This window comes from Actinocorallia aurea (genome assembly GCF_054783995.1).
On the sequence record NZ_BAAGPQ010000040.1, the window covers coordinates 1 to 14,472 of the forward strand.

Annotated in this window: 12 protein-coding genes; 3 read left to right on the top strand and 9 right to left on the bottom strand. The window is 69.7% G+C overall.

Annotation, left to right across the window (positions count from 1 at the left end; translation table 11 throughout):
- Positions 1–1,588: 1,588 nt before the first annotated feature.
- Entirely contained in the window at positions 1,589–2,506 is a 918-nt protein-coding gene (locus ACYVOM_RS40360) for a D-alanine--D-alanine ligase family protein (protein ID WP_460308923.1), read from the top strand.
- Positions 2,507–4,262: 1,756 nt separating this feature from the next.
- Here the strand turns inward: ACYVOM_RS40360 and ACYVOM_RS40365 are convergent.
- The 4 genes from ACYVOM_RS40365 to rsmG form a co-directional block, all read right to left on the bottom strand.
- The gene (locus tag ACYVOM_RS40365; RefSeq protein ID WP_460308924.1) at positions 4,263–5,144 is read right to left on the bottom strand and encodes a GNAT family N-acetyltransferase; all 882 of its coding nucleotides are present in this window, start codon (positions 5,142–5,144) and stop codon (positions 4,263–4,265) included.
- Positions 5,145–5,322: 178 nt separating this feature from the next.
- Positions 5,323–6,324 carry a ParB/RepB/Spo0J family partition protein gene (locus ACYVOM_RS40370; RefSeq protein ID WP_460308925.1) on the bottom strand — a complete coding sequence of 334 codons (1,002 nt, stop codon included), beginning with the start codon at positions 6,322–6,324 and terminating at the stop codon, positions 5,323–5,325.
- Positions 6,325–6,355: 31 nt separating this feature from the next.
- Positions 6,356–7,282 (bottom strand): ParA family protein, encoded by a 927-nt coding sequence (locus ACYVOM_RS40375; protein ID WP_460309044.1) that lies wholly within the window; start codon positions 7,280–7,282, stop codon positions 6,356–6,358.
- 94 nt (positions 7,283–7,376) lie between these two features.
- Positions 7,377–8,081, bottom strand: a complete 705-nt coding sequence (gene rsmG, locus ACYVOM_RS40380) for a 16S rRNA (guanine(527)-N(7))-methyltransferase RsmG (RefSeq protein WP_460308926.1) — start codon at positions 8,079–8,081, stop codon at positions 7,377–7,379.
- 129 nt (positions 8,082–8,210) lie between these two features.
- Between rsmG and ACYVOM_RS40385 the strand changes: the two genes are divergently transcribed.
- The gene (locus tag ACYVOM_RS40385) at positions 8,211–8,468 is read left to right on the top strand and encodes a DUF6458 family protein (protein ID WP_460308927.1); all 258 of its coding nucleotides are present in this window, start codon (positions 8,211–8,213) and stop codon (positions 8,466–8,468) included.
- A 74-nt stretch (positions 8,469–8,542) separates the two neighbouring features.
- On the opposite strand, the gene ACYVOM_RS40390 is transcribed toward ACYVOM_RS40385, so the two are convergent.
- From ACYVOM_RS40390 to rpmH, 5 genes are all read right to left on the bottom strand, one after another.
- Positions 8,543–9,022 carry a Jag family protein gene (locus ACYVOM_RS40390; protein ID WP_460308928.1) on the bottom strand — a complete coding sequence of 160 codons (480 nt, stop codon included), beginning with the start codon at positions 9,020–9,022 and terminating at the stop codon, positions 8,543–8,545.
- A gap of 290 nt (positions 9,023–9,312) precedes the next feature.
- A complete protein-coding gene (gene yidC / locus ACYVOM_RS40395) occupies positions 9,313–10,284 on the bottom strand; it encodes a membrane protein insertase YidC (RefSeq protein WP_460308929.1) in 972 nt (323 codons plus the stop codon).
- Positions 10,274–10,618: a membrane protein insertion efficiency factor YidD gene (gene yidD, locus ACYVOM_RS40400; RefSeq protein ID WP_460308930.1), complete on the bottom strand. Its 345-nt coding sequence runs from the start codon at positions 10,616–10,618 to the stop codon at positions 10,274–10,276. The genes yidC and yidD overlap by 11 nt, the downstream gene beginning before the upstream one ends.
- The gene (gene rnpA / locus ACYVOM_RS40405; protein WP_460308931.1) at positions 10,618–10,974 is read right to left on the bottom strand and encodes a ribonuclease P protein component; all 357 of its coding nucleotides are present in this window, start codon (positions 10,972–10,974) and stop codon (positions 10,618–10,620) included. The genes yidD and rnpA overlap by 1 nt, the downstream gene beginning before the upstream one ends.
- Positions 10,975–11,003: 29 nt before the next feature.
- Positions 11,004–11,141, bottom strand: coding sequence for a 50S ribosomal protein L34 (rpmH, locus tag ACYVOM_RS40410; RefSeq protein ID WP_106396750.1), 138 nt, complete (start codon positions 11,139–11,141; stop codon positions 11,004–11,006).
- A gap of 427 nt (positions 11,142–11,568) precedes the next feature.
- Here rpmH and dnaA point away from each other — a divergent pair, with 427 nt between their 5' ends.
- Complete coding sequence (gene dnaA / locus ACYVOM_RS40415; RefSeq protein WP_460309045.1) at positions 11,569–13,338, top strand: chromosomal replication initiator protein DnaA; 1,770 nt, start codon at positions 11,569–11,571, stop codon at positions 13,336–13,338.
- The last annotated feature ends 1,134 nt before the right edge of the window (positions 13,339–14,472 follow it).

Below are 14,472 nucleotides of genomic sequence, written 5' to 3' on the forward strand. Positions count from 1 at the left end.
GCTCCCCGCTCCCCGCTCCCCGCTCCCCGCTCCCCGCTCCCCGCTCCCCGCTCCCCGCTCCGAAAAGGCTCCCATCCTGGCCTCTGTTTCACGTGAAACAACGGTCTGCCTGACTTCCTCGCTGCCGAACTAACGACCTCGAGGATCTCCTCGCGCGCCAGGCCCCGGTAGAGGTCGCCAGGAAGCGCACAATGCATTTGCGGTCGACGTGTCCCGGTGTCCCGAGCGGGTCGGCGTGCGTTGGGACGAGCCCTTCACTTCCATGGGCTCGTTCAAACTCCCCCATCCAGCGCGCGGGCAGGCGTCCCTAGCTCCGGTCCGTGTGTCGGGGTGGGCCCCGTAGCGCCAGCTCCGACCGGCCACGGGAGCTGAGCCGAACGACGTCTGATCCGCAGCCCCCCGATCGGCCGTACGGTGAAGGCTGCGGGAGGTGGCGGCCAGCAGCAGCACGCTCGCGGCGTGGGGGTTCGGCGACCGGCGCGTCCTGGCAACTGCCCGCCCGGCCCGCACCGTGCCCCCAGGCATCGCGGCACGCTGCGGCGCCCGGCGAGTCGCGGTTCTCGCGGCCGCGACGGCCGCCGGGGTCGCCGCACCAGGGCGTCGCGGCCAGCCTGCCCGCCGTCACGCGGCCTACCTTGCCGCCGTGACGCGGCACAGGGATCTGAAGGCTGGTTGCACACCCACGCGGCCGACGGCGACGAGCGCCATGCGTGCGTTTCACGTGAAACACCGCGCCCAGCGCCCAGCACCCAGCGCCGAGGGCTCTCTCGTCCGGGGCTCTGTTTCACGTGAAACGGAGCCCCGGTTTCGGTCGCGGCGTCGTGGTGGGGTTCGGCAGGGCGGCTGGTGCTGCGGAGCTCTACTAGGTGTGTGGCGTGGGGGCAGCCAGGGCGTGGTGCCTGCTTGCCTGGGGACTGGAGGCTTTCCCGGAACCTCTGTGTGCTCTGTTGGTCCGGTGCTGGTGACTTGGAGGGTCCCGTTTCACGTGAAACAGCGGGCGATGGGAGCGAGTTCCAGTCAGGGAGGCGGGGTGGGTTTCACGTGAAACAGAGACTTGCCGGGGTGTGGTGTCGTGGTGGGAGGAGGGAGAGGTTTCGTCACCCTGGGCCACCTTGTGGGGGGTGCGGATCTGGCGGTCGTGCTCGGGAGTTGAGGAGGTGGGGAAGTGGGGAGGGTTGGGTGCTGACTACTTTCGGGTTTGAGGAGGCGGCCGGTCCCCTCAGGGCCAGCCGCGGGGACCGGCCGACGTGGAAGGACACGAAAGTAGTCAGCGCTGAGCCTTCGGAGCTTTCCGAGACCTGCACCCTTGAGCAGACCGTCAGGGCCGTGACTGCAAGGTGGCCCGGGGGTTCCGGGATCTGGCCGCGAAGGTCTAGCCGGCACCCGCTCCCCTCAGGAACCTGCACGGACGACCACGCCCGGCGGGATCTGCCACGGACGACCGCTCCTGGCGACAACCCGCGCGGATGGCCGCTCCCGGCGCAGGAATCTTCTCCCCTGGTTGGGCCGCGCCTGTGCGGACGAGGGTTGTGGAGTCGGGGTGGGGGCGGGGGTGGTGGATGGGGGGCGGAGCACTAGGGTCCTGGGTATGGAACGGGTGATCGTGTTGGCCGGTGGCATGTCCTATGAGCGGGAGGTGTCGCTGAGTTCGGGGCGGCGGGTCGCGGACGCGCTGAAGAGCGCGGGCTTCCAGGTGGAGATCCGTGAAGCCGACTCGGCGCTGCTGCCACTGCTGGCCGAGGATCCGCCGGACCTCGTGTTCCCCGTGCTGCACGGCGCGGAGGGTGAGGACGGATCGATCCGCGAGGTCCTCGAGCTCCTCGACATCCCCTATGTCGGCGCCCGGCCCGACGCGTGCCGGCTCGCCTGGGACAAGCCGACGGCGAAGGCCATCGTGCGCGCGGCCGGCCTGGAGACGCCCGAGTCGGTGACCCTCCCGAAGGAGGTCTTCCACGACCTCGGCGCGTCCGCGGTGCTCGGCGCGATCGTCGAGAAGCTGGGCATGCCGCTGTTCGTGAAACCGACGCGGGGCGGTTCCGCGCTCGGCGCGTCGGTCGTCCGGGAGGCGTCGGAGCTTCCCGCCGCGATGGTCGGCTGCTTCTCCTACGGCGACGTCGCCCTCATCGAACGCTTCATCACGGGGACTGAGGTCGCGGTGAGCGTCGTCGAGGTCGACGGGGTCCCGACCGCGCTCCCGGCCGTCGAGATCATCCCGCTCGGCGAGCGCTACGACTACACCGCGCGCTACACCGCCGGCCAGACGGAGTTCGTCACGCCCGCCCGCATCTCCCCCGAGGCCGCCGTCCACGCCCACGACGCCGCCCTCACCGCCCACCGCGCCCTCGGCCTCCGCCACCTCTCGCGCACCGATCTCATCGTCACCCCGGAGGGCACGCCCTACCTCCTCGAGGTCAACGTCGCCCCTGGCATGACCGAGACGAGCCTCCTCCCCTTGGCCCTCCAGGCCGCCAACCTCTCCATCCCCCAACTCCTTCCCGCCACCTGAACCCTCTGTTTCACGTGAAACCGTGGGCTCCGCGTCCCGGCGACGCAGCCTTCGCGGGGCTCCGCAGGCGTGGGCCGGCCTCTCGCACCTCGGGACCCAGCCCACCACGACGCCCCCGGTCCTGCGTTTCACGTGAAACATGACGCGTGGCGGCGTGCGAGTCTCCTCGTGGGCGCGGGCGCCGAGCTTCTCGATGATCGCGCCGACCACCGCGGACGCGCCTAGGCTACGGACCGCCCGGCTCATCCCACGGGCTCGTCTCCGTCGTCGAGATACGACTCCGCGGCCCCCACTCGAAACGCCGGCCGCCCTCCACCATCGGCGCCCGTGCCCGCAGCCAGCTAGGCCGCCGCCCCACGCGCCACGCGCCGCTCTCTGCTTCGCGCCCCTCGCTCGGCGACCGCCGCCCTCGCACTCCTGTGCGCCACGTCTTGTGCTCCGCCCAGCGCCCTGCTCCTCAGCGCTACGCACCCTGCGCCCCGCACCCCTGAGCGCCCCGTGCCGTACGCGCCACGGGCTACGTCTTGCTCGCTGGCCAGTGCCTAGGACCCTGAGCGCTCCCCAATCCGCCCACACCAAGCGACCCGAGCTCCTCAGTGTGCCGGCAAGGCGGCCGGTGCCCAGCACAGGGTGCTCCACGCCGTCGCCTTCGGCGGTCCACACGTGCCGTCTTGCGTGAAGAGATGGCGGCCAAGAGAGGGGTCCAGCTCATCGGAGTGGACACGCGGTCTGGGCTAGCGCCTCGGGGCGCTCATCACGATGTTGCGGGTGACCGCCACTGAATCGTCGCCCTCCGATCCGGCCCGTGCCGGTGCAGCCATTTCAGCGCAGCAAGGGTTGGCGCACCCTGCTCGCACGCCCCCGCTAGCGCGCGCCTGCTCTCGCTCCCCCAACCGGTGCGCCCTCGCTCGTCCTTGCCCCTCGGCGGTGGACCCCCGCCGGGGCAGCGCGTCTCGGGGCAGACCGGGTCGGTCCAGCCTGTGTCGAACGGAGCCGAAAGATTGGTGCTGCGTTGTCAGGCGTCGGGCTGCTGGGCAGGCGGGTAGGCGATGGAGGGGGTCAGCGTGGGGGTGCCCTTCGTTGCCTCCGTGTAGAGAGCACAGGCGGGGTGATGCACGGCAGGCTCGGCGTGGGAGGTGGCTGCTGCTGGGCTCGCTTCGGTTGACGCCGTCGCACCGGGTGCCCGGATCCTCTTCGCGGTGCCGCATGTTTCACGTGAAACGAGGTGCTCGGGTGCGCAACGCCAAACGATGGACCCTCGTGCGAGCCTCAGCAGAGAGCTCTGGGTGCGGGCCTGTGGTGCTGCTCGCGCCGGAGCCAGTGAATTGCTCGGGACGGGGTGGTGGGGCACCAGGTAAGGGGCGGATCGTCAGTCGGCCAGACGGTCATCGGTCCAGGGTTCAGTGTGGTGCACCTTGCGGGTGCGGGGCTGACGGTCGCGCTCGGGGGACGGAGGGGGTGGGGAGCGGGGAAGCCTTGGTGCTTAGCACTTCGGGCTCTTCCACGTCGGCCGGTCCCCTCGGGACCGGCCGAAAGCCTTCCGCAGAGGCATTCGTTGAAATGGCGGTGCTTGTGCGACCCGCCGAGCTCGCTCTGGATTGAGAAGCCGGATGGCTGTTTCACGTGAAACACGGGAAGGTCGAGCAAGACGTTGCGGAGCATGGGGCTGTTCGGGGCTGGAAGGGGCTGTCGGGCCCTGCGGGATCGGGAGATCTCTCAGGGCGGGAAAGGGGTCAGCGAGGGCCCTCGGGCGGGTTCAGAGCGTGTGGGGGCGGGTGTGGGAGGTAGGGGTGAAGGAGAGGGAGGTGTAGAGGCGGAGGGGGGTCGGGTAGGCGGGGTCGGCTCGGGCCAGGACCGTGACGGTGTGGGCGCCGACGGCGGCGAGGGTGTGGAGGGCCGCGGTGCAGGCGGCGCGGGCGAGGCCGAGGCGGGTGTGGGACGGATGGGTGCCGACGGGTTCGAAGCGGGCCGTGCCGTTGGTGTCGTCGTACCAGGCCTGGCAGTAGGCGGCCACCTCCCCTGACGGGGCCGTCACGATGACGTCCAGGGAAGGGCGGTAGGGCCAGCGGGAGCGCATGGCGTCGTGCAGAGCGGAGGTCACCCGGGTGGAGGAGAAGGCGGCCCGGTGAGCGGCCGCTCGTCCTTCGATCTCCCCTGGGGTGGCCACCCACCCCAGCCGGTACCCGTCCGGTAGGGAGGGCGCAGGAGGCAGCGACTCCAGCGAGCGCGACAGGCTGACGAAGTAGGGCCCGCCCTCCGCCACCGGAGCGGCCCCGTACTGCCGCAGGGCCTCCAGCAGATGCCGCTCCGTCCCCAGCACCTCCACGGAGACCGGGCCATCGAACCCCGCCGCCGCCTCCGCCGCCCACCCGACGACGGTCGCGGCCGCTTCCGGTGAGGGCTCCGCCTGTAGGAGCAGCTCCCCCGATGGCTGGAGCCATGCCCATCCGACGGTCCGCTCCCCGTCGGACCACACGGAAGTCAGATGCGCCGCCGGGTCGTCGGCAAGAGCGAGGCACCAGTACCAGGCGAGGTCCCCGGCGTGGTGGAGCGCTCCTTGGGGGAACACCCTTCCGGCGAGTTCCTGCATCGTCGGAAGCGCGACCGGCCAGGCGTGATCGTTGCATCGAAGGCCCATCCGGTCATCCTCCCCACCCCTCCGCCACGACACAACAGGTTATCCACAGCCCTGTGGATAACCGTTCGAGGTCGTGTTTCACGTGAAACAGCGGCCACCGTTTCACGTGAAACAACGCAGGAACCACAACAAACGGGCCCCTCCGCCGAAGCGAAGGGGCCCGTTGAAAAGGGAGGTCTCAAGACGAAGCGTCGTCTCCGTCCGCCTCTGGCGCCATGGCCGAGAGGATCCTGTCGAGGTCCTCCATCGTCGCGAACTCCACGACGATCTTGCCCTTGCGTGACCCGAGGTCGACCCGGACCTTGGTCTCGTACCGCTCGCTCAGCCGGTTGGCGATCGCCTCGAGCCCGGGTGCCGTCGGCTTGCGCACCGGACGCCGCACAGGCGACGGCGCGGCGGGCGTCTCGGCCTCGCGCAGCGCGATGATCTCCTCGACGGCCCGCACCGAGAGCCCCTCGGCGACGATCCTGGTCGCCATGGACTCCATGGCCTCCTGGCTCGTGAGGCCGAGCAGCGCCCGGGCGTGCCCCGCGCTCAGTACCCCGGCGGCGACCCGGCGCTGCACCGCGGGCGGCAGGCCCAGCAGCCGCAGCGTGTTGGTGATGTGCGGCCGGGAGCGCCCGATCTTGGCAGCGAGCTGCTCGTGGGTGGCGCCGAAGTCGTCCAGGAGCTGGCGGTAGGCGGCCGCCTCCTCAAGCGGGTTGAGCTGCTGCCGGTGGAGGTTCTCCAGCAGGGCGTCGCGCAGGAGGTCGTCGTCGGAGGTCTCGCGGATGATCGCGGGGATCTTCCGCAGCTCGGCCCGCTGCGACGCGCGCCACCGCCGCTCCCCCATGATCAGTTCGTACTTGGCCGGCTCGAACGGGGTGTCCGGCGACAGTTCCCGGACGACGATCGGCTGGAGCAGCCCGACGAGGGAGATCGAGGTGGCGAGTTCCTCCAGGGCCTCCTCGTCGAAGTGCGTCCGGGGCTGGCGGGGGTTCGCGACGATCGAGGTGACCGGCAGCTCCGCGAAACGTGCCCCGTCGACGGGGACGAGTTCGGGCAGCACCGACGTTCCGGGCGCGGTCGCCGGCGCGGCCTGCGCCGGCACGGGCGCAGGGGCTGGGGCGATCACCGGGGCCGTCGGAATGAGCGCGCCGAGGCCCTTGCCCAGGCCGCGCGGCTGACGTGATGCGCTCATCAAGATCCCCCGTTGACGTACTCGGTGTTGCTCACGAAGCGACCCCGGCCCAGCGGTGGGCGATCTCCGAGGCGGCTTCGCTGTAGGCGAGGGCACCGGTCGAACCCGGGTCGTAGGTCATGACGGACTGCCCGTAGCTGGGCGCTTCGGACACCCGGACGCTCCGGGGAATGACCGTCTTGAGGCAGGTCTCCCCGAAATGCGACCGGACCTCTTCGGCCACCTGGGAGGCCAGCCGGGTCCGCGCGTCGTACATCGTGAGCAGGATCGTCGAGACGTTCAGCGTCTGGTTCAGGTGCGAGGTGACGAGGTCGACGGTGCCGATGAGCTGGCTGAGGCCTTCCAGTGCGTAGTACTCGCACTGGATGGGGATGAGCAGCTCGTCGCCGCCGACGAGGGCGTTGAGGGTGAGCAGTCCCAGCGACGGCGGGCAGTCGATGATCACGTAGTCGAACTTGGTCTTGTCGTAGGCGTCCAGCGCGCGGCGGAGCCGGGACTCGCGGGCGACCTTCGAGACGAGTTCGATCTCCGCGCCCGCGAGGTGCAGCGTCGCAGGGGCGCAGCAGAGGTTGGGCAGCTCGGGCGAGGCGACGATGATGTCCTCGAGCGGCATGTCCTCGATGAGGACGTGGTACATCGACGGCACGTCCGCGTGGTGCTCGACGCCGAGCGCGGTCGAGGCGTTGCCCTGCGGGTCGAGGTCGACGACGAGGACCCGGGCGCCGTGCATGGCAAGGGCCGCGGCGAGGTTCACGGACGTCGTGGTCTTGCCGACGCCGCCCTTCTGGTTCGCCACCGTGATCACCCGGGTGCTGGCCGGGCGTGGCCACTCGCGGTCGCCCCGACGGGCCATCACTTCGAGCGCCGCGGCCGCGGCGCGGGCGATCGGTGTGTCGGTGGGAGGGCTCGGCTGCGGCACGAATGTTTCACGTGAATCCATGGGCGCCTCGGTCTCCATCCGCGGCTCGACGGAAGCCGTCTCGGCGGTCCCCTGCATACTGAACGCGTGGCCTGATGACGGCTCCACCGCGGTCTCCTTAGTCGAAGAGGGCTCAGTCATGCCGGGACCGGTGACCCTTCCGCTGCTTGGTCTTGCTGCCCCCGCGCTCCGGGGGACGCTCGGCGACGAGCCGAACGAGCGTGGTCGGCGGATCGACCTTACCTTGACCGACCAGCAGGAGTTCAGCCGTACGCACACCCATCTTGCGCAGAACCTCCTCCGCTTCGTCCAGTTCGACGGCTGCGCGCTCTCCCTTGAGGGCGAGAAGTTCGCCTCCGGAGCGCAGCAGGGGCAGTCCCCAGCGCGCAAGCCGGTCGAGCGGGGCGACGGCTCGGGCGGTCACGACGTCGACGGCGAAGTCCTTAACGACTTCTTCGGCCCTCCCCCGTCGGACAGTGACGTTCGTCAATCCGAGCTCTTCGACCGCCTCGTTCAGGAAGGTCGTGCGCCGCAGAAGGGGTTCGAGGAGGGTGATGTCGAGGTCGGGCCGGGCGATCGCGAGAACGAGGCCGGGGAGCCCGGCGCCGGAGCCGATGTCGACGACCGACGCCCCCTCGGGCACCGCTTCGCTGAGGACCGCGCAGTTGATCACGTGCCGTTCCCACAGGCGGCCGACCTCGCGGGGGCCGATGAGCCCGCGTTCGACGCCTGCGGTGGCGAGGAGTTCCACGTACCGTTCGGCGAGGGGAAGCGCGGCCCCGAACACCTCGCTCGCCACGGCAGGAACGGGTTCGGGTACCACGGGCTGGTCAGTCATCGCTCTTCCCCACAATCCACGATGGTTCCACATACGCCGCACCGCTGAGAAACGCGGTGAACCACCGACACGCATAATTCTGGTCAAACGGGTACATCTTCCCTAGGACAAGATCTAGGGAGAGGAAGCATGGGCATCGGAGTCGGATTGACCCTCGTCGCGATCGGAGCGATCTTCGCCTTCGCGTTCGACTTCTCGCTGAGCGGCGTGGACGTCAACGCGATCGGCTGGATCCTCATGGTCTGTGGCGCCGCCGGCATCGCCTTCACCCTGCTCTACGTTCGCCCGCGCCGCGCCGTCGTCCCCGTCACCGAAGAGGACGCGGCCGCGCTTCGCCGAGCCGAGGAGATCCGCGCGGAGGAGCACCGCCGCGACGGCATCCTGTAGCGCGAGCGGATCAAGCGGAAGGCCCCCGACCTCATCACAAGGTCGGGGGCCCCGTTCGTCGGGTGTGTCGCGCGTCAGGAGGCGTACGCGACGACGTAGCGCTCGGGCTCTTCGCCCTCGGACTCGCTGCGCAGGCCGGCCGCGGCGATCGCGTCGTGCACGATCTTGCGTTCGAACGGGGTCATCGGGGCCAGCGGCTTCGGCTTGCCCGTGCGCTTGACCTCTTCGGAGACCTCGGTGCCGAGCTTCGTCAGCTCCGCGCGGCGGCGCTCGCGGTACCCCCCGACGTCGAGCATCAGGCGGGTGCGATTGCCGGTCTGCCGGTGCACCGCGAGCCTGGTCAGCTCCTGGAGCGCCTCGAGGACCTCGCCGCGCTGGCCGACGAGCTCGTCGAGCCCGGTGCCGACGACCGAGACCATGGCGCGCTCGCCCTCGACGTCCAGGTCGATGTCACCGTCGTAGTCGGCGATGTCGAGCAGGCCTTCGATGTAGTCGGCCGCGATGTCGCCCTCCTGCTCCAGCGCTTCGATGTCCGGCGCTGCGGTTTCCGCCACCCGTGCCTCCCTCACCTACTCGTGACCCCGGCCGCATCCGAGCGCGGCCTTCGACCATGGGTCCTGCTCATGACCATGGGACTGTCACAGACGATACAGCGTGCCGGGCACCGCCCGCGCCAGGCCCGCTCCTCCAGGGGTTTCCACGTTCTCCCCACCCGGTTCGGCGCGCCGCGCACCCGGCGACGAACAACGCGCAGGACACCGAATCGTACAACTCGCCGGGGTCCGGACAACAAAAAAAGGCCGGGCGGTCGAAGGACGACGCCCGGCCTGAAAAGCAGGGGATGTCAGCGCTTGGACGATCCGGAGCCGCGCTTGCTGCGGGACTGGCGGACCGGCTGCTTGCGGACCGCCGGCTCCTTGCGGATCTCGGCCGCGGCGGCGGCCTCCTCGGCGCGGCGCTTCTTCAGCAGGCCGCCGGTGGCCGGGGCCTCCTTCTTCGCCGGGGCCTTGGCCGACGAGGCGGTGGCGGCGGAGCCGTTCGTGTCCTGACCGGTGGGCATCGGGTACCGCTTGTAGATGTAGTGCGACTGGGCGAGGGTCCAGGAGTTGGACGTGACCCAGTAGAGCAGGACACCGAGCGGGAAGCCGAGGCCGAAGAGGCCGAAGACCGGGGCGAGCCAGACCATCATCTTCTGGGCGGACGCCATCGGGTTGTCCGGGTCCATCGCCGGCTGACGCTTCATCGACGCCCGCATGGTGAGGAACGTCGTCGTCGAGGAGATGATGACGAAGACGGCGCAGACGATCAGCGCGGTGACCGACTTGGGGTCGTTGCCCCAGGCGGCGATGAAGCTGTCGGAGATGTGGGCGCCGAAGATGTTGGCCTTCTGCGCGCTCTCGACGAGTTCGGGGCTGATGCCGTGGCTGCCGTTGCCCTCTTTGGCCTTGGCGACCTTGCTGAGCACCTGGAACAGCGAGATGAAGACCGGGAACTGCACCAGGAGAGGCAGACACCCGGAGATCGGGTTGGCCCCGTTCTCCTGGTAGAGCTTCATCATCTCCTGGTTGAGCCGCTGCTTGTCGTTCTTGTACTTCTTGCGCAGCGCCTGCATCTGCGGGTTCAGCGCCGCCATCTTGCGCGACGACTGGATCTGCTTCACGAACAGCGGGAAGATCAGGATCCGCATCAGGACGGTGAGGAGCACGATCGAGCCACCCCACGCCCACCCGCTGTCGGGGTCGAGGAAGGTGCTCAGGCCGGAGTGGATCTGGACGAGGATCCACGCCACGGCCCGGTACAGCGGATCAAGCGTCACCGGATGCTCCTAGCGAATCTGAAGGCTCGTGTGTCGTACTGCCTTCGGCGGTCCCGGAGGCGGCCCGGCCTGAGTCCTGGCCGCGGCTTTTTTCTGCACGGTGTGCAGGGACGGGATCGTACCCGCCCGGATGAAATGGATGACACCGGGCGATCCGCCGGATGATCAGCCAAGTACCGTAGAACGCCCCGTGAACCTGGAGCGCCTCAAGCCCGTAGGCGCTGCACGACGGCGCGAAACGGCACGTCGGCGGCAGCATCGGGCTGATCACTTTGCGATAGACACGCACGAAAGCGATGAGCAACCACGCGACCGGACCCGGTCTGTCGTTCATCACCGCCCCTTGCCCGACTGCCGCAGCACCTTGTCCAGAGCCTTGTCGAGGTCCCTGGCCAGTTCCTCGGAGGGCGCCGCCGCCGCGAGGGGGTTCGCGCGCACCACCAGAAGGCTACCCGCCGGAAGCAGGTCGAGCCTGGCCCGGACGAGATGCCTCAGGCGGCGCTCCACCCTGTTGCGCACGACGGAATTGCCCACCGCTTTGGAGACGATGAAGCCGGCCAGAGAGTTCCCCTGGTCATTACCACCGGGCAGAAGGTGCGCAACGAGATGCGGCCGCCCCGCGCGGTACCCGCGCCGGACGGCCAGCGTGAACTCGTGGCGCCGCCGCATCCGGTGACCGGACGGCAGCATGTGCGAACCCGAATCTGGGACGCGAGGCGTCAGACCGCGACGCGGGCGCGGCCCTTGCGGCGGCGCGCGGCGAGGATCGCCTGGCCGGCCCGGGTGCGCATGCGCAGCCGGAAGCCGTGCTTCTTGTGACGACGACGGTTGTTCGGCTGGAAAGTACGCTTGCTCACAACTGGCTCCTGCTGCTCTGACGTGGACATCCGACGGATCGGCCGGAGCCCGGGCGGCGTCGCATCGCGGGCACGTCTGGTCCCTCGCAGCGGGGGCCCGCCCTCGGCGACCCGGCCCTGCCACGGGCAGAGGCGGGACAGATGCGGGCACGCGTCACCATCGTCGATGCGACTCGACCTTAGAACGTTACGTTCTGGCGGGCCGTCGGGTCAAACGGAGACCACGTGTGCGGTCCGTACCACCGCCCGCCAAGTTATACACAGCATGTGGACAAACCTGTGGATGAATCGTGAGAGAGTAGGGGCTCCCGTTCCGCGAAAGTCCCCCTGAGCAGCGCAGCGAAGAGCCCGCGCGAGGACGCCGGGCCGGGGGTCGAGGGTACGAATCCGGGGGGAGGCGCACGTGGACGGACAGGACCTTGAGGCCCTGTGGAACCGCTCCGTTGACGCGCTCCCCGAAGTCCCCGCCCACCAGCGCGCGTGGCTCGGCGTCACACGGCCCATCGGGATCTTCGACGGGATGGCGCTGCTCGCCGTCCCCAACGACTTCGCGAAGAAGACCCTGGAGCAGCGTGTCACGTCGCTGATCGAGACGACGCTCTCCCAGGAGCTCGGCACCCCTGTGCGGGTCGTGCTGACGGTCCAGCCGGACATCTCCCGGCAGCCGCCCGCACCGCAGCAGCCCGCACCCCAGGGATACACCCCGACGCCGCCCGCCGCCCCCGCGCCCCAGCCGCAGCAGCCGCCCGCCCAGTCGCCGTTCCCCCAGCCGCAGGCGCGCCCGGCCGAGCAGCAGGGCCGGTCCGCACAACCGGGGCAGCCCCGGGATGCGGTGCCCGAGACGGCCTTTCCGCGCCCTCCCCAGAACGAAGATCCACAACGTTATCCACAGGATGAGGGCCTCTTCAGCACGGGTTCCGCGAGTTATCCACAGGATGTGGGTTATCCACAGGACGGGTCGCAGCAGCAGTCGCCTCCCCCGGCTCAGCCGTCCCATCTTTCCGGACACACCTTCGGTGGCGGGGCCCCGCAGCAGCCCGAGCCGTTCCCGGCGGCGTCCGGCTACGCGCCGCCGCCCGTCGAACCCGCCACCGAGACCGTGCCGACCCCGGCGCCCTGGCAGCAGGGCGGATCGACCAGCCCCGTCAAGGGTTCGATCGAGGCCGCCCGGCTCAACCCGAAGTACACCTTCGAGACCTTCGTCACCGGCGCGAGCAACCGCTTCGCCCAGGCCGCGGCCGTCGCCGTCGCCGAGTCGCCGGCCAAGGCCTACAACCCGCTCTTCATCTACGGTGAGTCCGGCCTCGGCAAGACCCACCTGCTGCACGCGATCGGCCATTACGCCCGCAGCCTGTTCGACGGCGCGCGCGTGCGGTACGTGAGTTCCGAGGAGTTCACCAACAACTTCATCAACGCGATCCGTGACGGCAAGGCCGAGGGTTTCCGCCGCAGATACCGCGAAGTGGACATCCTGCTCGTCGACGACATCCAGTTCCTCGAGGGCAAAGAGCAGACGCAGGAAGAGTTCTTCCACACGTTCAACACCCTTCACAACGCCAACAAACAGATCGTGATCTCCTCGGACCGGGCGCCCAAGCAGCTCGTCACCCTTGAGGACCGCCTGCGGAACCGGTTCGAGTGGGGGCTGATCACTGACGTGCAGCCCCCCGAGCTGGAGACCCGTATCGCGATTCTGCGCAAGAAGGCCGTCCAGGAGGGCCTCGCCGCGCCGCCGGACGTGCTGGAGTTCATCGCCACGAAGATCTCCACCAACATCCGCGAACTCGAGGGCGCCCTCATCCGGGTGACGGCTTTCGCCAGCCTCAACCGCCAGTCGGTGGACCTGCGGCTCGCGGAGATCGTCCTCAAGGACCTCATCCCCGACTCCGACAGCTCCGAGATCACCATCGGCATGATCATGGCGCAGACGGCGACCTACTTCGGGATCGAGATCGACGACCTGTGCGGCGCCTCCCGTTCCCGCGTGCTGGTGACCGCCCGGCAGATCGCCATGTACCTCTGCCGCGAGCTGACCGACATGAGCCTGCCCAAGATCGGCCTCCAGTTCGGCGGCCGGGACCACACCACGGTCATGCACGCCGACCGCAAGATCCGCTCGCTGATGGCCGAGCGCCGCTCGATCTACAACCAGGTCACCGAGCTCACCTCCCGCATCAAGCAGCAGACCCGCGGCTGACCCGGCTCGCTTCTCCCCCATCTTCACGCACCCCCTCACCACGCTGCCTCGTCGGCCCATTGCCGACCGCCGCGGCCCGTCACGGGCCCGCAGCCCCTCGCTCCGATCGGCACCCGACCCGCCCGGTCCGCTCGTCGCCGTCACTGGGAAATGGCCGCACGTCACGCCTCGTTACCGCCTTTCTCGAAAGTTTCTTCGACCGCGGCCAGAAGCCTCGGCAGAAGCTCCGAAGGCTTGACGCGGTGTCGCCGCCACCGTCGACGGGGAGGCCGTGCCCGACCGGCTCGCGGACTTCCACGCGCTTCTACGCGCCGGACAGGGCACAGGAGGCGCTGAGCGCACTGGGCCCGACCGACTTCCCGCCACACCGCCGCCAAGGCCTCGGCGGCGGGCTCCTGGACGGCGGCATCATGCATCGGCGCAGAGGAGGGCTACTCCCCTCGGCGGTCCCGGCCGCCCCGAGCCTGCCGTCCATCGCTGAGCACAGCTCTCCGAAGGGGGCAGGACCTCGCTGTGGCGGCACTCGCGTCGGGCCTCCAAGACTCACAGGGGGTATGCGCGCTGCGAGGGGGCTCCGTGTGTCTCGCTGTCGGCCACCGCCGTGCGGAGGTGGCCGACGGCGTTCGGGGCCCAGGGCGAGGACTGCAGGGGGCTTCTGAGGCTCACCGTGGATCCACTGAGCGGGGGTGTCCCGGTGCTGTGGACGAGGCCGGGGCGGTGCGGGCGGACCGGGCGGGCTCGGGGCAGGACCGGGACGGCCTGGAAGACGTTCTCCCTGGTCGCAGGGGGCTTTCACAGCTTGTCCACAGGTCGTCCACAGGGGGAACGGGGTTCTCCACAGGTCATCCACAGGTTCGTCCACAGGTTCGTCCACAGGTGCGGGCTTTTCGCGGTTCCGGGGTGGTGATCCCCAGGGGGTGTGGACGGCCGCCGGAGCCTGTGGATATCGGCTTCCGAGGGCTTTCCACAGGCTCGCGGCCGACCCGTAAGGGCGCGCTGACGAGCTTCGAGGTCCGAAGTGTCCGTTCCGGTGCGCACGCGGATCGGGCCTCGGCGGCCTGTCGGCGAGCATCGGCGCAGGTCACAGGCGTATCAGTGATCCCATAAGACGTGTCCGGCCCCGTTGTGCACGGG